The organism is Marivirga sericea, assembly GCF_900177665.1.
Taxonomy (GTDB): domain Bacteria; phylum Bacteroidota; class Bacteroidia; order Cytophagales; family Cyclobacteriaceae; genus Marivirga; species Marivirga sericea.
Genome location: NZ_FXAW01000001.1, coordinates 1,149,930 through 1,169,702, shown reverse-complemented (window position 1 = coordinate 1,169,702; position 19,773 = coordinate 1,149,930). Strand labels below are relative to the sequence as shown.

Annotated in this window: 15 protein-coding genes; 4 read left to right on the top strand and 11 right to left on the bottom strand. The window is 36.3% G+C overall.

Annotated elements, in window-relative coordinates:
- Positions 1-31: 31 nt before the first annotated feature.
- The 3 genes from B9Y84_RS04855 to B9Y84_RS04845 form a co-directional block, all read right to left on the bottom strand.
- A complete protein-coding gene (locus tag B9Y84_RS04855; RefSeq protein WP_085515944.1) occupies positions 32-847 on the bottom strand; it encodes a 3-keto-disaccharide hydrolase in 816 nt (271 codons plus the stop codon).
- Positions 848-955: 108 nt separating this feature from the next.
- The gene (locus tag B9Y84_RS04850) at positions 956-2,446 is read right to left on the bottom strand and encodes a Gfo/Idh/MocA family protein (protein ID WP_085515943.1); all 1,491 of its coding nucleotides are present in this window, start codon (positions 2,444-2,446) and stop codon (positions 956-958) included.
- Positions 2,447-2,819: 373 nt separating this feature from the next.
- Positions 2,820-4,607: a DEAD/DEAH box helicase gene (locus B9Y84_RS04845; RefSeq protein WP_085515942.1), complete on the bottom strand. Its 1,788-nt coding sequence runs from the start codon at positions 4,605-4,607 to the stop codon at positions 2,820-2,822.
- Positions 4,608-5,064: 457 nt separating this feature from the next.
- Here B9Y84_RS04845 and B9Y84_RS04840 point away from each other — a divergent pair, with 457 nt between their 5' ends.
- The 3 genes from B9Y84_RS04840 to B9Y84_RS04830 all read left to right on the top strand — a co-directional run bounded on the left by B9Y84_RS04840 (position 5,065) and on the right by B9Y84_RS04830 (position 8,669).
- Positions 5,065-5,850: a DUF481 domain-containing protein gene (locus tag B9Y84_RS04840; RefSeq protein ID WP_176223717.1), complete on the top strand. Its 786-nt coding sequence runs from the start codon at positions 5,065-5,067 to the stop codon at positions 5,848-5,850.
- 98 nt (positions 5,851-5,948) lie between these two features.
- A complete protein-coding gene (locus tag B9Y84_RS04835) occupies positions 5,949-6,917 on the top strand; it encodes a polymorphic toxin type 23 domain-containing protein (protein ID WP_139827939.1) in 969 nt (322 codons plus the stop codon).
- 108 nt (positions 6,918-7,025) lie between these two features.
- The gene (locus B9Y84_RS04830) at positions 7,026-8,669 is read left to right on the top strand and encodes an amidase family protein (RefSeq protein ID WP_085515939.1); all 1,644 of its coding nucleotides are present in this window, start codon (positions 7,026-7,028) and stop codon (positions 8,667-8,669) included.
- A 91-nt stretch (positions 8,670-8,760) separates the two neighbouring features.
- Here B9Y84_RS04830 and B9Y84_RS04825 read toward each other — a convergent pair whose 3' ends face one another.
- From B9Y84_RS04825 to sufB, 7 genes are all read right to left on the bottom strand, one after another.
- Entirely contained in the window at positions 8,761-9,177 is a 417-nt protein-coding gene (locus B9Y84_RS04825; protein WP_085515938.1) for a BrxA/BrxB family bacilliredoxin, read from the bottom strand.
- A 180-nt stretch (positions 9,178-9,357) separates the two neighbouring features.
- Positions 9,358-9,699 carry an SUF system Fe-S cluster assembly protein gene (locus B9Y84_RS04820; protein ID WP_085515937.1) on the bottom strand — a complete coding sequence of 114 codons (342 nt, stop codon included), beginning with the start codon at positions 9,697-9,699 and terminating at the stop codon, positions 9,358-9,360.
- Positions 9,700-9,710: 11 nt separating this feature from the next.
- The gene (locus B9Y84_RS04815) at positions 9,711-10,154 is read right to left on the bottom strand and encodes a SufE family protein (protein ID WP_085515936.1); all 444 of its coding nucleotides are present in this window, start codon (positions 10,152-10,154) and stop codon (positions 9,711-9,713) included.
- Between the two features lie 10 nt (positions 10,155-10,164).
- Positions 10,165-11,403: an aminotransferase class V-fold PLP-dependent enzyme gene (locus tag B9Y84_RS04810; RefSeq protein WP_085516044.1), complete on the bottom strand. Its 1,239-nt coding sequence runs from the start codon at positions 11,401-11,403 to the stop codon at positions 10,165-10,167.
- A 10-nt stretch (positions 11,404-11,413) separates the two neighbouring features.
- Positions 11,414-12,739 (bottom strand): Fe-S cluster assembly protein SufD, encoded by a 1,326-nt coding sequence (sufD, locus tag B9Y84_RS04805; RefSeq protein ID WP_085515935.1) that lies wholly within the window; start codon positions 12,737-12,739, stop codon positions 11,414-11,416.
- An 18-nt stretch (positions 12,740-12,757) separates the two neighbouring features.
- Entirely contained in the window at positions 12,758-13,513 is a 756-nt protein-coding gene (sufC, locus tag B9Y84_RS04800) for a Fe-S cluster assembly ATPase SufC (protein WP_085515934.1), read from the bottom strand.
- 75 nt (positions 13,514-13,588) lie between these two features.
- Positions 13,589-15,034: a Fe-S cluster assembly protein SufB gene (gene sufB, locus B9Y84_RS04795; protein WP_085515933.1), complete on the bottom strand. Its 1,446-nt coding sequence runs from the start codon at positions 15,032-15,034 to the stop codon at positions 13,589-13,591.
- A 374-nt stretch (positions 15,035-15,408) separates the two neighbouring features.
- Here sufB and B9Y84_RS04790 point away from each other — a divergent pair, with 374 nt between their 5' ends.
- Entirely contained in the window at positions 15,409-17,076 is a 1,668-nt protein-coding gene (locus B9Y84_RS04790; RefSeq protein ID WP_085515932.1) for an AMP-binding protein, read from the top strand.
- A 141-nt stretch (positions 17,077-17,217) separates the two neighbouring features.
- Here B9Y84_RS04790 and B9Y84_RS04785 read toward each other — a convergent pair whose 3' ends face one another.
- On the bottom strand, positions 17,218-19,380 hold the full coding sequence (locus B9Y84_RS04785) for a S9 family peptidase (RefSeq protein ID WP_085515931.1): 2,163 nt from the start codon (positions 19,378-19,380) through the stop codon (positions 17,218-17,220).
- Positions 19,381-19,773: the final 393 nt, after the last annotated feature.

Below are 19,773 nucleotides of genomic sequence, written 5' to 3'. Positions count from 1 at the left end.
TTCGAAGTACTTCCAACTTCTGACTTCAAACTTATTTCAATTCCTTAATTTTGATATTTCTAAACCATACATCATCTCCATGATCTTGGAGAGCAAAGAAACCTTTAGCTGCAATCGCCCCCCAGTTTTCATTGCCTATATCAGCCCACTTGCTATTGGCAACTAGATTCGCCATTCTCTCAGAACCGATGGTATATTGTACGACAGTATCTCCATTTTGAATATGAACGATGTCATTTCCTTTAGCAATAACTTCTGCTTGATTCCAAGTGCCGTGACCTTTAAAGTTTTGTGGATTTGCTGCAATAAGGTCATATAAAGATCCAGCTTTTCTGTTTCCGTTTTTTCCTAATTTTGCATCAGGATGATGTTTATTGTCCAGTACTTGCATTTCAGGAGCAGTCTTCCAGATGTAATCATACTCTTCTTTACCACGATAAAGAATACCAGAATTTGCTGCGCTATCGACCATCCATTCTACTTTCAAGTGAAAGTCAGCAAATTCCTGATCGTACACAATGTCGCCTCCGTCTTGTGCACCAGCTTCACCACGACCGGAACCTTGAATATGAAGTGCGTTATTATCAATATTCCAAGCCACAGGAAAAGTCTCCTTTTTATATCCGCGCCAGCCATCAGTTGTTTTTCCATCGAATAATAACTTCCAACCATCTTCTTTTTCTTTTGAAGTTAACGTATTGGGGCCTGTAGCTACTGCAGTAACTTCCTCTATAACTTCTTCAGTTGCGGTAGAATCTGCACTTTCTTCAGTGCTTCCTTTTTTTCCGCTATCGCATGCATATATAGCTGTCAACGCGATGAAACCGATAAATAATGATTTTTTCATTGTTCTCTTTATTAAAATTTTCAAAAAATATACTTATTCTTGTTTAGAAATAATTCCAGTTGATTCTTCTTTTGAGCCAACTGGATTTAAATATAAATAGCTGAGCAATTAATAATTCCAGCCTTTTCTATAAGGACGTTTTATATAATCTTCAGCTGCTTTTTTGGCATTTATAGTTTGATATTTTGTATCGAATCTAGGATTTCCATCAACAACTGTGAAACTATCTGTACTGACTACCCTAATTTCCTCATCGTCTCCAATATTGGTGATTTTCATGTTCTCAGCATCCCAGTCTAGCTTTCTCCTTAAATCTTGTAATCTAACTGCTAAATTACCTGATACTACGACCTCATTTAATGGGCCTGCATAAGCGAAGTTAGAACTACATTCTACTCTTGATTTTTTATCTTCTTTGGCTGCACGTACAAAGTCCATTTCATGGCCACCTTCCATAGCATTCGGAATTCTTCTTAATTCGTTTGTTACAGGTGGCGGATTATCTTCTCTACCAATTATAAATGGTTCCATAGCATAGGTACCGCATATTAGAGTACCTTTTGTTCCATAAAATATGGCGCCACCCCAACCCATTTGGTCTCCAGGATACATTCCTTCTTTTAAACCTTCTGGCCTATCGGGTTTTAATCCTCCATCATACCATGTGAATTCTACAGCTGGCATATTGATTTTGCCTTTTTTAGGTCTTTCACCAAAATAGTAAGTTACTTTTTCTGCTACAGGAGCACTTTCAGTATTTACCTGAGTTGATGAAGCCTGAAAAGCATAGGGATAGCCTAACTCTAATGCTTTATAAACAGGATCCATGATATGACAGGCCATATCTCCTAATGCTCCAGTGCCAAAATCCCACCAAGCTCTCCAGTTCCAAGGCGTATAGGCTTCATGGTAGGGTCTTTCCGCTGCAGGTCCTAAAAACAAATCCCAATCTAGGGTGCTAGGAACGTTCATTTCTTCTTTAGGTCTTTCTAAACCTTGTGGCCAGATAGGTCGATCGGTCCAAGCATCAACTTTAGTTACTTCACCAATTTCACCATTCCAAATCCATTCGCATACTTTTCGCATATCATCGGAGGAATTTCCTTGGTTACCCATTTGAGTGGCTACTCCAGTTTTGTCTGCAAGCTCCCGAAGTTTTCTAGATTCATAAACGGAATGTGTTAATGGTTTCTGAAGATATATGTGCTTACCAGCATTCATAGAATCTTTAGCAGATACGTAATGCGTATGGTCTGGTGTACTGATCATAACAGCATCAATATCTTTATCCATTTCTTCCAACATCTTACGGTAATCCTTATACTTTTTTGCTTTTGGATAGTCCTTGAAAGTTTTGTCCGCATATTTCCAATCCACATCAGCTAAAGCCACAATATTTTGCGACTTCATGTGTCGCAAATTAGTACGGCCCATGCCACCTACTCCAATTCCTGCGATATTTAGCTTATCACTGGGTGCTGTATGCCCTAAGCCAGCAATTACATTACTTGGTACAATAGTGATACCGGCTGCTGCCAACCCCATATTGCGCAAGAATTTACGCCTGTTTAAATGATTGTCTTTATTTGAGTCGTCCATAGTAATTAATTTTTGTAATAGTTTAAGTGGAATGAAATTAGGAAATCTATTGAATAAAACATAAGAATTTTTGGTGAAAGGTTAAGTCTATAAATTTAAATGTATGTTAACTTATTGATAGACAGGAGTTAATTTGGAGAAAAGGATAGTGTAATTTTTACACTTAGCCCTATTTATTTTTAGAATGCTAAGTTTAATATCAGATGATGTTATTGACTAGAAATGTGTTTGAGTGTAAAACCTATGTGATGGTTTAAACCAAAAAAGCCTTTCTACATTACTGCAAAAAGGCTTTCCATTTATTTTTAATGTTTAGGAATCTTAAGCTAAATCATACTTCTAGCTTCAAGTTTTCTAACTCCTAACTTGAAAATTATCTTCTTCTTCCACCACCGGATCCGGCTTTCACTCTAGCTCTTCCGCCAGATTTTCTATCTCCACCTGAAGCAGGGCGTTTTTTGAATCCACTTCCTCTTTTCTTGTCTGGTCTGTCAGATTTATCAGATCTATTTGATGTTCTTGGCCCTCCGCCCGTTTTAGGTTCGGCTACGACTTTACGCCCATCAAATTCACTCACGTTCAATGCACCTAAAACTGTCTGCTCATGTTGGCTTTCTACTTCCATGAAAGTAAAGCTTCTCTGAACATCAATTTTACCAAATTCAATTCCATTTGGAACACTTTGCAAGCCATTTATCCAGCCTAACAACGTACCTGCATTCAAATTATCCTTTTCGCCTATGTTCAAGAATAACTTAGTAAAATCACCACCTTTTCTTCTTCGATCGCTTCTATCGCCTCCTCTGTCCGAATCTCTATCTCTTCCTGCTTTGGCATTTTGATTTAGGTCAGCAGAGTTTTTGTAGTAATCCAAAAATTTATTGAATTCCAAAGAAACGAATTTCTTGATGAGGTCTTCTCGGCTTAAATCTTCAAACTCAGCAGCAATATTGTTGATAAAAGGCTCAATTTGTTTTTCTTCAACTTCTGTAGACTTCACTTTTTCGATGAAGGACATCAATTGCTTTTCAATTACGGCATCTCCTGCAGGAACTTCAGCTTTAGTGAATGTTTTGCCTAAAATACGCTCTAATTGCTTGATTTTATTAAGGTCTCTTGGGCCTATAATCGCCATTGAGATACCCGCTTTTCCAGCACGACCAGTACGACCACTTCGGTGGGTATAGGTTTCTAAATCGTCAGGAATATTGTAATTGATTACGTGCGTGATTTCATTTACATCCAACCCTCTGGCTGCCACATCTGTAGCTACCAACATTTGTAAATTCTTTTTTCTATAACGACCCATTACCGCATCTCTTTGCGCTTGTGATAAATCACCATGCAAACAATCAGCATTGTAGCCATCTGCCATCAATTGGTCAGAGATTTCTTGTGTTTCTCTCTTAGTTCTACAGAAGATGATAGCATAAATATCAGGATTGATATCCGCAATTCTCTTCAAGGCTAAGTATTTGTCTCTGCCATTCACTACGAAATAGAAATGCTCTACTTTATCAGCACCCTGATTTCTTTTTCCTGAAGATATTTCCTCAGGATTGTTCATATAGTTGTTAGAAATCCTTAATACTTCCTTCGACATAGTCGCAGAGAACAATAAGGTTTGTCTTTGATCAGGTGTATGTGATAAGATGAAATCCAAATCATCCTTAAAACCCATATTCAACATTTCATCTGCTTCATCAAGCACTACCCATTCAATGTCTTCTAATTTTAACTTTTTTCTTTTAATCAAATCCACTACACGACCCGGTGTACCCACCACAATCTGAGCACCTTTATTTAACGATTTGATTTGCGTTTCTATACTAGCACCACCGTATACTGGAACTACATCTAATTTTTTAGAATATTTAGTGTAAGAGTTAAAGTCATTCGCAATTTGAATGGCTAATTCTCTTGTAGGGCACAATACTAATGATTGTGTTTTTTTAGATTCACTATCTATCTGGTTGATAACAGGTAACCCAAAGGCAGCTGTTTTACCAGAACCCGTTTGAGCTAAGGCTATAAGGTCTTGCTTAGTATTTAATAAATGTGGAATAGTTTTTTGCTGAATAGCAGTAGGTTCCACAAAACCAATTTCTAAAATTGCTTTTAGGATGTCAGGCTTAAGGCCTAATTCTTCAAATGTTAACATGTGTTCTTTTAAAATTTAATACAATATCAGGGATATGTTGTGACATGACTGCTAAGCAGCCTATTGCATTAAAGCGACTCTCGATTATTCCCTGGCTTAACCCAAGCCATTTTCGAACCTTTCGAGTAGCCTAGGATTGTAATTGTTGCACAAAGGTAAGAATTATTTTTTGATAAATCGCTATTGTGTAAAAAATACCCAAATATTATTTTGTAGGACAATGTGGAAGCGATTTAATTTCAATATAATATTTCTTATCAAGAGATATTTTTTCTAGGCAAAGCAATACAAATGATAAATACCAATTGCTTAAGCACAAAGATTTAATAGTTTATTGCAGAAGTAGTAAGGATTCATGTTTTTTAGACTGTTCGTAATAATATCTCCTTCTAGAATGCTTTGTAGCTGCTTATTTTATAATAATATTTGTCCTTTGTTAATAGGTAAAAGAGTTTTAATGAAGTTTTTTTTAGTAGCAGTTTTTATCTGCCTCTCACATGCAGGAATTAGTCAGATATTGAACCTTCAAAGTTCCAAGATTGAGAAAGACAGCAGTTTAATAAAGGGTAATATGACAGCCAGTTTTTCAATGTATAATAGAAGTGCCGCAGCTAATGAACCAGTTGAGTTTTTAGGAGCCAGTTTCAAATCTAGCATTGCTATTTTTCCTAAGAATGCTAGACTATCATTAATTAACGATTTTTCTTATCTTGAAATAAATGAAGATGCTTTTTTGAATACAGGATTTCAACATCTTAGATTCAGTATCTTTGAAAATCGTAGAATGCACCCTGAGGCTTTTGTACAATTTCAGTACGACAATTTTAGAGGCTTATTCCCTCGCTGGATTGGTGGTCTTGGTATTCGAAATGATTTTATTAAAAGAAAGAATTTTAGTTTTTTCTTTAGTCCTGGAATCATGTGGGAATATGAGGCTTGGTTGATACCGGGTACTGAGAAGCAAATGAAGGTAAGTTTTATAAAATCAACTAATTATATTGGATTTCGGTGGGATGTAAATGATTACATTGATATTAACACTATTAATTATTATCAAACTACTTATGATCCTGAGGAAGAACTATGGCGAAACCGATACAGCATTGAACTCAATATAAATTCTAAAATTACAGAGAAATTAGGTATAAATAATAGCTTCACGCTTTCTTATGAAGATGAACCGATAGTTCCCATCACGCAGACAATTTATAATTTTACTGCTGGGGTTAATTACAAGTTTTAAACCGGCATGTGATCCTGAGTAGATTAATGATATTATCTAGTTACTTTTGTCGTCCGCAAATCAAAAATGAATTGTAATGTATTATAATAAGCTATTTCGTGATAGAAGCAATGAAACCTAAGGGATGGCTCGCTTTAATTGTGATTTTGCTGTTCTCAGTAATTAGCCTCTTTCCTCCTAATTCATATGCACAGGAAAAGTCTATCAAAAACGGAAATCTTAGTTTCTATGTGCGAGCTGGAATAAGTTTACAAATAGGCTCTCATCAAAACCGGTTAGGGTCTTATTTTTCCAGTAGTATTGGTAAATCTTATGCCAATTTGACGATTCGTTATGATTTACTGTATACTTTCCAGGATCTTGGGTTTTATGAAAAGTCTTTTCAACAAATAGTAGGGGTGAAATGGGCTTCAGCTTTTCAGCAGTATTCCACAATTTATCGGCCGTATATTGATTCACCTTTTAGTAATGATCATTTTTATGAATTTCATTACTTCTATCGATATTATTTTAACAAGTGGAATACAAAACAACCAACAGGAGAGCTAGGTCTGAACTTCGGACATTTTTTTATATTGCATGAAAATGATCTACTTGCAGCAAAGTCAGTAGATAAGTTTAGGACTGCTGCCATCAGAATTGGTTATCAAGATTCTGTACAAAGCATTGCAACTTCATTTATTTTTTGGACAGGTAATAAAGACCATCCTAATACCAAAAGAATCAATTCTTCAAGTTTTTCACGATATGGCTACTTTGACTTAAGTGATACTCCTTACGGAAAGTATTCTCACGGAATTCTTGCGATTGACTATGCTCGTCAACTTCCATTTGGAAACCAATTAGCATTATCAGCTGGTTATGACCATGAAATGATCAGAAACGTTATTCAAAATAAATTTATGCATGACTTACCCATTTGGCCTAAAAAATGGAATACCGCGAAGAGCCGTCATGTTCCTATGATAGATCAAAATGGTGATGCATTTCTTTATGAAGAGGATCAAAAATTACGACAGGCGAAGGTTTACTGGGGGATATTCTTTAATAGTCCGGAGTTTTATTGATTATAAGGAAAAACAACCAATCCTGTAAAATTAAAATAGCCTTAAATAAAAGGGTTTAATAATGTTTATATTGGGAACTGATTTATTAAACTACCTAACTCTTATATAATGAAAAGAATATTTTACTTGCTAATATTGGGTTTTTGGGCATGCGAGAATAAGCCAGAGACCAAAATTGATACTTGGGTTCCTTATGATGAGACATCCTTGCTTGCCGAAAATGCTGATCATGAATCTCAACAGATGCGATATAAATTGATTCAGTCAAAAGTGAGCGACAGAAATGATTTATGGAAGCAAATAGAACCGCAAATTAGTGATTTTGGAGATAAGGAATATCAGCTGTTAACGCCCTTGATATTAGAACAGGATATGTTAAGTATGCAAACTGCGATATCTGAAGGGAAACTTAGCTATAAAGAGTTGACTCAATGGTATTTGTATCGAATAGTACTTTTCGAAAATGATAGTTTGAGTACCTTAAATAATATTATTTCTATTAATCCTGATGCGGTGCAAGAAGCCATCGAAAGGGATCAGAATAGTTCTGAGGATCATCATCCTATTTATGGAATGCCGATTCTATTGAAGGATAATATAAATTTTAAAGGTATTCCTACAACAGCTGGTGCCGTGGCTTTACAGAATAATCAAACGGAGGATGCATTTATTGTGAGCCAATTAGAAAATAGTGGAGCCATCATTCTGGGAAAATCTAGTTTAAGTGAATGGGCTAATTTCTTATGCGATGGCTGTCCCAATGGTTATAATGCTATAGGTGGACAAACCTTAAATCCATATGGTAGAGGAATGTTTGATACCGGTGGATCAAGCTCGGGTAGTGGTTCTGCTATTGCTGCTAACTATGCAGCAGGTGCAATAGGAACTGAAACATCAGGTTCTATTTTATCGCCATCTAGTTCTAATTCAATAGTAGGGTTGAAGCCAACGGTGGGATTGTTGAGTAGGGGAGGAATAGTACCTATTTCCAGCACTTTGGATACACCTGGCCCAATGACTAGAAATGTTATAGATAACGCCATTATGCTTTCAGCTTTGACAGGCGAAGATCCAAGAGATGAAATCACTCTTGGAAACTCTTCCGATAAGGAGTACTGGAAATCTTTAGAAGAAAATGATTTATCTGGGATGAGATTAGGCATAATGAAAGGTTTTTTGGCGGACTCTTTATATAAATTGAATATTAAGAAACTTGAGGAGCAAGGTGCTGTATTAGTTGAGGTGGAAGCACCAGAAGTGAATCTATCTGGTTTTTTGACATTACTAAACCTCGATATGAAAGCTGATTTACCTCATTATTTTGAGAATTATGCTGGCTCAAGTATTGATTTACACTCTGTTCAGGACGTAATTCAATATAATTTAAAAGATTCTTCAGTAAGAATTCCTTACGGACAAGCCAGATTTGAAGGGGTTGTAAATGACTCTACTTCAGTAGTAGCATTCGATAGTTTGAAAACCCGTTTGATGAGTGAAGGAAGGCGATATTTCGAAACGATGATGCAGGAGAATGATTTGGATGCTGTTATATCTATTAATAACTGGAGTGCAGGCTATGCAGCAGTAGCTCATCACCCTGCTTTAACCGTTCCAATGGGATATGAGGCGAGCGGTCAGCCCAAGGGGTTGACTTTTATTGCAGAACCGTATTCTGAACAGAAAGTATTACTATTGGCGTATGCTTTCGAGAAAGCTTCTAAGGCGAGAAAGATTCCGGCTGATTATCAGTAAAATATAATTAGACACAAAAAAAGGGTTGCTAATTTTTCAGCAACCTTTTTTCTGTTTGTCTTGAATCTAGGTTTTAGACTCTACTATCATATTAACAATATTCTTCAAAAACCTGCACCAAATGATTCCCGATCATTTCAGCAGTTCTACCTTCAATGTGGTGTCTTTCCACGAAGTGAACCAACTCGCCATCTTTAAACAAAGCAATAGAAGGAGATGATGGTGGATAAGGTGCCGTTAGCTCTCTAGCCTTAGCTACTGCCTCCTGATCAACACCAGCAAAAACAGTAGTCAAATTATTGGGTTTTTTTGTGCTTTGTTGCACTGCCCACTTAACACCTGGCCTTGCTGCACCCGCAGCACATCCGCAAACTGAATTTATTACCATTAAAGACGTTCCCTTATGGTCTTTTAGGTGCTCAGCCACCTGATCAGCTGTTTTGAGTTCTTCAAAACCAACTTCTGTTAAATCTGCACGCATTGGTGCTACTAATTCTTCAGGATACATATATTTAGATTTTAGATTTTAGATTAAAGATGTAAGACTGATAATGTCTAGGCATTTTTAATCATTTATTTCAACAACTATTTATTATTCTTTTATTCTTCTTCAAGACTCTAGCTTCTTTCTTTAAAATCACTCATTTTAAAAGTCTTAATTCCAATTCCCCTTTTGGGGGTTAGGGGGCTACATAAAGCCCAATTCCAGCTTAGCGGCTTCACTCATCATTTCCTGTGAGTAAGGTGGATCAAAAGTTAGTTCCACTTTCACATCGCTCACTCCTTCAATCGCTCTTACCTTCATTTCCACTTCACTTGGAATTTCTTCCGCGGCAGGGCATGAAGGAGAGGTTAGCGTCATCAGAATATAGACGTTATTTACTGGATACACATTTACTTCATATATTAACCCTAGCTCGTATATGTCCACTGGAATTTCCGGATCATAGACAGACTTAATAGCCTCAAGAACTTTATCTCTTAAATTGGGTACTTCTGTTTTCTTTTCAAATTTTGTCTCTTCTGCCATAGTGCATCAATTTAAGCTTCGTTTTCTAATTTAGTTTTATACGCTAATGCAAACATTTTGATTTGTTTTATCATTGATAGAAACCCATTAGATCTTTGCGTACCTATAAAACGATTCATTCCAATTTTATGAACAAAGTATAAATCAGCATTCAAAACGTCATCTATTTTACCATTGTTCAATATAGAAACTAAAAGACTTACAAGTCCTTTTGTTATTGCGGTATTGCTATCTGCTTGAAAATGTAATTCCCCGTCATTTTCATCGGCAGTTAACCATACCTTGGATTGGCAACCTTTTACAATATTATCTTCAGTTTTTAAACCTTCAGGCATCTCGGGAAGCTTTTCACCAAGCTCCATCAGATAGCCTATCATCATTTCCATGTCACCATCCAACATGGAAAATTTTTCTATAATCTCGTCTTGTTTTGTGTTGATTGAATTATCAGCCATTGACTAAATTTTAGCTAAATTTTGCGACAATATCTTTCAATGAGTCTGCAAAAAAATCAATTTCTTCTATTGTATTGTAAACAGAGAATGAAGCCCTAATTGTTCCTTCTATTCCGTAGTGATCCATTAAAGGTTGAGTGCAATGGTGTCCAGTCCTTACAGCTATACCTTTAGCATCCAACATCATACCTGCATCATAAGGATGCACATTATCTATGGTGAAGGACAGAACACTCACTTTATTATCTGCTGTTCCGTAGAAATTTATTCCCGGAACTTCCGAAAGTCGCTCATGTGCATGCTGCGTTAACGCTTGCTCATGGGCCATAATGTTTGCCTTTCCAATATTTTCAATGTATTCCGCTGCATGCCTTAATGCAACGACATCGGCAATATTAGGCGTACCTGCTTCAAACTTATAAGGGATATCGTTATAGGTGGTTTTTTCAAAACTCACATTGTTGATCATCTCACCACCTCCTTGGTAAGGAGTCATTTTTTCCAAAATAGCTCTCTTGCCGTACAAAATACCACATCCTGTTGGCCCGTACATTTTATGACCTGAAGTGGCATAAAAATCACAATCTAAATCTTGTACATCTACAACGCAATGAGAAGAAGCTTGAGCTCCATCCACAACCATTATAGCATTTTTAGCATGTGCTAATTTCGCAATTTCTTTTACTGGATTGACCGTTCCTAATGAATTGGAAGCATATACTACTGATACAATTTTAGTCTTATCGTTGATTAATTCTTCTACATCATCAAGTGAAATTTCACCTTTAGTATTTACAGGAACTATTTTTAATATAGCCCCTTTTTCTTCAGCTATCATTTGCCAAGGCACAATATTAGAATGGTGCTCCATGGCTGTGATCAAAATTTCATCGCCTTCTTGAAGAAATTTTCTTCCGTAAGCATTAGCAATTAAATTAATACCATCAGTGGTCCCTTTGGTAAAAATTACTTCTTCTACCTCTGCAGCTTTGATGAATTTTTGAAAAACCTTTCTTGTGTCTTCAAAGGCAGTAGTAGCTTTTTCAGCTAATGAATGCAATCCTCTATGAATATTGGCATTATAGCCACTATAATACTCGGAAATGGCATTGATTACAGAATGTGGCTTTTGAGTAGTGGCAGCATTATCAAAATAAATCAAAGGTTTTCCATTCACCTTTTGCTCAAGGATGGGAAAATCTTTTCTTATTTTTTGAATATCCAAATTTGGTGCTACTGCTATACTCATATGTACAGATTTATAATCGTTCGTTAATTTTATTTTCAATTAGTGTTCTGAAAGCCTCAATTTTAATGTTGCTTAGAACATCAGAAGCAAACGCATTTAATAGCATTGATTTTGCTGTTTGTTTATCAATTCCTCTAGCCCTCAAGTAAAATAACTGGTCTAAATCCAGCTGACCAACTGTGGCACCATGAGAACATTGAACATCATCTGCCCAAATCTCTAATTGCGGTTTTGTGTCTACCTCAGCATCATCAGAAAGCACTACATTTCTATTTGACTGAAATGCATTAGTTTTCTGTGCATCTTGTCTTACGAAGATTTTTCCATTGAAAACACCTCGTGATTGACCATCCAAAATCCCCTTATACATTTCGTTACTTTCACAGTTTGCCACTTTATGATCAACTACAGTATGATTATCAACATGGGTTTTCCCATCTAATAAGTACAATCCATACATATTTGTTTCAGAGTGTTCTTTGTGAATTGCAATATTTAAGTTGTTACGGAGCATGGCGCCATTCAAACTTAATGTAACTCCGTTGAAAACAGACTTACCTAATTGATGAACCATGGTAGCTCCAACCTGAATTGCCTGATCAGATTCATTCTGATATTTGTAATAATTAAAAATACAATCGTCCTCAATTACAATTTCTGTAACTGCGTTAGTAAAACTGGTATTTTCGCCTAAAGTAACATATGACTCAATCAATGAAGCCTGACTATTCTTTTCAGCGATGACCAAATTTCTTGGCTGGCTGATAACATCTGCATTTTTCGCATCATTAAAATAATAGCACGCAATTGGAGTCTCCACCACTGCATTGGCATCAATTTTAACAAAAACGCCACCATTTGTAAAGGCTGTATTCAGTTCAGAAAAGTTATCTGCCCCTTCGATTTTATGGGTATTAAAATGCTTTTCAAAATCATCAGCATAATCATCTGCTGCAGTTTTGATAGCTTGGATATGTACTCCCTTTGGCAATGTATCAAGGTCTGACAATTTACTATCTAACACACCATTAATAAATACTAAGCGAATCGCATTTAATTCTGGAATAAAGTACTTGGCAGCTTCGTCTAAACTTAAAGAAAAGCTATCGTCAGATAAGTTTTCTACATCAAAAAGTTTACTAAAGATTTTGGCTACATTACTGTATTTATATTCTTCATGTTTTGCATGAGGAAATCCCACTTCTTTGAAATTATCAATTGCGGTTTTCCGTTTTGAGTGCAATGGTTTTTTACTCTCTCCATTTAAGGAGTTTTCAAAAGACTCAAATTGCGCTATAAAAAATTTATCGATATCTTCTTTAATCAATTTACTCATATGTATTGCTGATTAAAATTATGCAACGCCTGCTTCTTCCTTGATCCAATCGTAGCCTTTCTCTTCTAATTGATGCGCTAGCTCTTTTCCTCCTGTTTTAACAATTTTACCATCGAATAAAACATGTACGAAATCAGGTACTATATAATCCAACAGCCTTTGATAGTGCGTCACAACAATGGTTGCATTATCGTCATTTTTCAATTTGTTAACGCCATTTGCTACAATACGTAAGGCGTCAATATCTAAACCTGAATCTGTTTCATCTAAGACAGCGAGAGTGGGCTCTAACATTGCCATTTGGAATATTTCGTTTCTTTTCTTTTCACCACCAGAAAAACCTTCATTCAGTGATCTGCTCAATAACGACTGGTCAATTTCTACCAATTTCATTTTTTCCTTCATCTGACCTAGAAAAGAAACAGCATCCAGCGGTTCCAACCCTTTGTATTCACGGATTTTGTTCAGAGCGGTCTTCATGAAGTTAGTAGTCGTTACTCCTGGTATTTCAATAGGGTATTGAAAAGCAAGGAAAACCCCTTCCTTAGCTCTTTCATCAGCTTCCAATTCAAGTAAATCTTTTCCGTTGAAAGTAATTTCACCAGAATCTACTGTGTAATCTTCTCTTCCGGCTAATACTGAAGCTAGGGTACTTTTTCCAGAACCATTAGGCCCCATGATGGCATGTACTTCGCCTGGCTTCACCTCTAAGTTAATGCCTTTTAATATTTCTTTGCCTTCAATTGAGGCATGTAAATCTTTAATTGATAACATTATGATATATGCTTATTTCAAAAAATTATACTTCTGTTCAATGTACTTTGAATTCAAAGTGCTATTCTATATGTACTATCCCACAGAGCCTTCTAGCGTTAGGGCTAATAGTTTCTGCGCCTCAACAGCGAATTCCATCGGTAGATTATTTAGCACCTCTTTGCAATAACCATTAACGATTAGAGCGACAGCGCTTTCTTCATCTATCCCTCTTTGCTGACAGTAGAATATTTGATCTTCACCAATTTTAGAGGTGGTAGCCTCGTGTTCTACCTGAGCAGAGCTGTTCTTAATTTCTATATATGGAAAAGTATGCGCCCCACATTTGTCACCCATTAATAGAGAGTCACATTGTGAGAAATTTCTAGAGTTTTCTGCTCTTTTGTGGATTTCGACCAATCCTCTGTAGGAGTTCTGACTCTTTCCACCAGATACACCTTTAGAGACAATTCTACTTTTGGTGTTCTTACCAATATGAATCATCTTGGTACCTGTATCGGCTTGTTGCATATTGTTAGTAACTGCAACGGAGTAAAACTCCCCTTGCGAATAATCTCCTTTCAAGATACAGCTAGGGTACTTCCAAGTGACTGCAGAACCAGTTTCTACCTGTGTCCAGGCTATTTTAGCATAATCACCAGCACAAATTCCTCTTTTGGTTACAAAGTTGTAAATACCGCCTTTACCGTTTTTATCACCAGGATACCAGTTTTGGACAGTAGAGTATTTTACTTCAGCATTTTTAGCTGCATAAATCTCTACAACTGCTGCGTGCAATTGGTTTTCATCACGCATTGGTGCAGTACAACCTTCCAGGTAACTTACGTAAGAATCATCCTCTGCTACGATCAGTGTTCTCTCGAACTGACCTGTATTAGCAGCATTAATTCTAAAATATGTTGAAAGCTCAACCGGGCATCTGACTCCTTTTGGAATATAACAAAATGAACCATCAGAAAATACAGCTGAATTCAAAGCTGCATAGAAGTTGTCATTTGAAGGAACCACTGAACCAATATATTTTTTAACCAGTTCAGGATGTTCTTTAACAGCCTCGCTGAAAGAACAGAATATTATTCCTAACTCGCCTAGCTGTTTTTTGAATGTAGTTCCTACTGAAACAGAATCCATTACTGCATCAACAGCTACTCCTGTTAATCTTTTTTGTTCTGTTAAAGAAATACCTAATCTTTCAAAGGTTTTTCTCATTTCCGGATCTACTTCATCTAAGCTCTTAGGCTTGTCTTTTGGCTTAGGTGCAGAATAATATATAATATCTTCAAATTCTGGTTTCGGATAATGCACATTAGCCCATTTCGGCTCTGCCATTTTTCTCCAATTACGATATGCATTCAGCCTCCATTCCAACAGCCATTCCGGCTCTTCTTTCTTGGCAGAAATAAAACGTACTATATCTTCGTTTAGCCCCGGAGGAGCTGAGTCTGCTTCAAAATCTACTGTCCAACCATGCTCATATTCCTTTGAGGCGAATTCTTCCAGTATTTGATCGTCTTTACTCATATATGAATTATTTAGACTAATTTCAATTAAGATACAAAGTTAACATATTTTGTCTGCTTATGTTATCAAAATCCTATCTTTTTTAACAATCTATTTATTGATTAAATCTATAGTAATTGCGCATAGCAACACTTTTACCTTTAGCACCCTCAACGGTAGAAAGTGGTAGAAGTTGACCTACTTTATTTCATTAAATAATCATTTTTTAAAAATTAACCGTGTAAAAACATAAGCCCTTAATCAGTTGATTTACAGCTTATCTCGTTTAATTACATTCAAGTGTATGAATGTTGTTTGAATTTGCTCTATGGAAGAATAATATTTTTTAGTAATTTCCAACCCGAAACGAAATAATTGAAATAAAATATACGACTATGAGCGATTTTCCATGGTACAATAATTATCCGAAAGGAGTACCGAGAGAGATTAACCCCGATCAATATAAAAACCTTCCTGCCTTGTTTGAAGAAGTCTTTCAGAAGTATGGGAGCAATGAAGCCTATGAAAACATGGGTAAGGTATTGACTTATTCAGAAGTGGATGAGTTATCGAACAATTTTGCTGCTTATCTGCAAAATGAGGCTGGTCTGAAAAAAGGGGACAGGATGGCCATTCAAATGCCGAACTGTTTGCAGTATCCTATTGCTATGATCGGAGCTCTGAAAGCTGGAGTTATCGTTGTAGGAACTAACCCCTTGTACACTGCCAGAGAGATGGCTCATCAGTTTAAGGATTCTGGAGCAAAAGCTATTGTGATTGTAGCCAATTTTGCGAGTAACCTTGAAAAGATTTTGGAGGAAACGGAAATTAAAACCGTAGTGGTGACTCAGCTGGGTGATATGCTGGGAGGTTTAAAAGGAGGTATTGTGAATTTTGTTGTAAAAAATATCAAAAAAATGGTGCCTAGCTTTAATTTACCTACTGCTGTTAAATTTAAAGATGCCTTGAAGAAAGGTAAAAGTACTTCTTTCAAAAAGCCAGAGATTGATCCGTCAGATTTAGCATTTTTACAATATACGGGCGGAACAACAGGTGTAAGTAAAGGGGCTCAGTTATCGCATAGAAATTTGGTAGCTCATACAATGCAAACTAAGGAATGGTTCAAGCCACTATTTGCTGACGGAGTGCAAGAACAAATGATTACAGCTCTGCCATTATATCATATTTTTGCCCTAGCAGTAAATGGTATCCTAATGTTTAGTATTGGGGCAAAAAGTATTTTGATTACCAATCCAAGAGATATGCCAGCATTTATTAAGGAGTTGAAAAAACACCCTTTTACCTTGATGACTGGGGTTAATACTTTGTTTAATGGATTATTAAATCAACCTAATATTAAAGAAGTAGATTTTTCACATTTGAAAGGTTCTATTGGAGGCGGTATGGCAGTGCAAAGAGCGGTGGCCGAAAAATGGAAAGAATTAACTGGAGGTCCGCTTGTTGAGGGCTATGGTTTAAGTGAAACTTCTCCGGTTTTGAGTGTTAATCCTTTAGATGGTACTGAACGAATTGGGACGATTGGAATGCCTACTCCAAGTACAGATATGAAAATATTGGATGAAGAGGGAAAAGAAGTGAATTTGGGTGAGCCTGGCGAAATTTGCGGAAAAGGCCCACAAGTGATGAGTGGATATTGGAATAAGCCAGAATTAAACGAAGAGACTTTCTTTAATAAGGAATGGTTTAGGACTGGTGACATAGGAGTACAAGATGAAGATGGCTTTTTTAAGATCGTGGATCGAAAAAAAGATATGATCAATGTATCAGGTTTTAATGTTTATCCTAACGAAATTGAAGATGTGATTGCTGGTATGGATAAAGTTTTAGAAGTTGCTGTAATTGGTATTCCAGACGAAAAATCTACAGAAGTGGTGAAAGCTTTTGTTGTCAAAAAAGATGAAAGCCTTACAGAGCAGGAAATATTAGATTATTGTAAAGAAAATTTAACCAAATATAAATGTCCGAAAGCTGTTTCTTTTGAAAAGGAATTGCCTAAATCGAATGTTGGTAAAATAATTAGAAGACATCTTCGCGAGCGATAGTTAATAATTAATAATTCTGGAGTTAGTAATTAAAGGCTTCTCAATTCTGAGAAGCCTTTAATTTGGGGGATGAGCAACTCATTTTTTTACACTCCACTTATTAGAGTAAAAATAAGATAGACTCTCTACGGGCCTTTTTCACTATAAATTTTCTAACCACCATTGGGTCATCATTCTAAATAGATGTGGTCTAGCACCATCTTCTCCTATACCGTGAGTTCGGTCAGGGTAGTAGAATAAATCAAATTGTTTTCCTGCTTCCAGAAGCGCGTCTTGATAAACTATGGTATGCTGAACATGCACATTATCATCTCCCGTTCCGTGGATAATCAAATATGGGTCTTCTAACTTATCAATTTTGCTTAGTGGAGAATTATCATCATAACCATCAGCATTGTTTTGTGGTAAGTCCATGTAACGCTCTGTATAAATGGTGTCATAATAGCGCCAGTTTGAAACCATAGCAACCGATACAGCGGCATTGAAAACTTCAGCCCCGTCTAAAATGGCATTTCCAGCCATATAACCTCCGTAAGACCAACCCCAGATTCCTATTCTTTCTTTGTCTACGTAGTCCAAGCTACCTAAATATTCACCAGTTTCGATCATATCTAAAGTTTCGTATTTGCCTAGTTGACGATACGTCATTTTTTTGAAAGCTTCTCCTCTTCCGCCAGTGCCTCGTGGATCAACCACTGCAACAACGTAGCCTTTTTGAGTCATCATTTGGTGCCAATTAAAATGACCGCCACCCCAACTGTTTTGAACTTGCTGACTGCCAGGACCACTATATTGATAAACAATGACAGGATATTTCTTCGATTTATCAAAATCCGCCGGTTTTAAGAAGTAGCCGTTCAAGCTAACCTCTTCTGAAGTTTTGAATTGGAAGTATTCCTTTTCCACAAATCCGAATTCTTCTGTGATGGATTTATAGCTAGCATTATCTTTCAGCGTAGTGAGTTTTTGATTGCCCTTAGTTTGGTGCAAACTTACTTGATTAGGAGTGTTAGGATTGCTATAATATTTCAGATAATATTTAAAGTCATTACTCATATTGACACGTGTCATTCCTGATTCTTCACCCATCAACTTCTTGTTTTTGCCGTTTAATCCTATGGAATAGAAACTACGATCCAAAGGAGAGTTTTCTGTGCTGACATAATAAATCCTATTGTCTTTTTGGTCAATCCCTACTATACTGACTACCTCCCAATTTCCTGTTGTAATTTGTCTAACCAATTCCCCATTTAATGTATAAAGGTAAAGATGCTTGTAACCATCTTGCTCGCTTGATTGAATGAAATATTTCCCATCATTGGTGTAGGTCAAATCATCACAATAATTCAATGCCACATAACTGTCAGACTCTTCTTTTAAAACTACTTTGCTTCCTCCCGTAGTTGCGTTGGCATGCAATATCTCTAATGTATTTTGCCTTCTGTTCATACGGGTTATGCTTAAGAGGTTAGAGTCTTTCGTCCATTGAACTCTTGGGATGTACTGGTCTTTTTCTTCGCCTACATCCATTTTCACACTTTCTGCTGATGCTAAATCATACACTGAAATCCATACATGCGAATTAGCTTCCCCAGCTTTTGGATATTTATAAACGTAATTTTCCGGGTATAAAGCTCCGTCATTCCATTTTTGCAATGTATATTCCTTCACATGGGTTTCATCCATGGTGTAATACGCCAAATTTTTGCTGTCAGGAGACCAATAAAATGTTTTGGTCACGTAAAACTCTTCTTCATAAACCCAATCAGAGCCACCATTAATTATCTCATTGATTTTTCCATCTGATGTCACTTGGGTAGTGTTTTTGGACTGCAAATCGAAAATATAGATGTTGTTTTCGAATACATAGGCAACTTTCTTTGCGTCAGGAGAGAAGGTAGCAAACATCTGTGGATTTTCTGATAAAGCTGTTAAGCTTTTATTTTTCAGATTATAAACATAGTACTTTGCACTAAATGAACGTCTATAAATATAGTTTACATCTGTGGCTAGCAAAAGTTTTTGCTCATCCTTACTGAAGGAGTAGTTTTTAATTTCAAGTTGAGTTGCCAATAGATCTCCATCAACTATAGTCTCCTGAACTTTACCATTTTCTACATCAATTTTTTGCACCTTATTATCATCCAAAGCAGAATAAAATTTACCATCATTCATCCAATTTACATTATAAACAGATTCTTGACGGAAAGTACCTTTCTCGTAGATATCAGCAACAGTAATTTCTTTTTGAGCAAAAACAAGGCTTGTGCTCATTAAACAAAGTATAAATAGTAAGTTTTTCATCCTTATATATTTGATTCAAGTCCAAAAATAGAAAGCTTTTGGTAATTGAAAAGGTTGAAATGGATTCAAAGGGGAGAACGGGGGTTGAGTGGTAGATGAGGTTGGCGAGTTTTCAAGTTATGAAGCTGACAAGTTGAAAAACGATTCATTTCTTGTCAAAATTTAGAATTAGAAAGGTATAATTTTTACAATTCACTTTTCCGTCATTCTCTTCATTATTCCTGCCGAGACAGGGATTTATGGATTTGATTAACAGATTTAAATATCAATTGCCATTGATAAGCTATTTCGCTCTGAATTGATTAGATTCTTAGTTTTATGGGAATGATGCAGAGAGCAAATTTTCTTTGGTAAACTTTCTCCCAACCATCAAATTTCCAACACTTTTTAGCC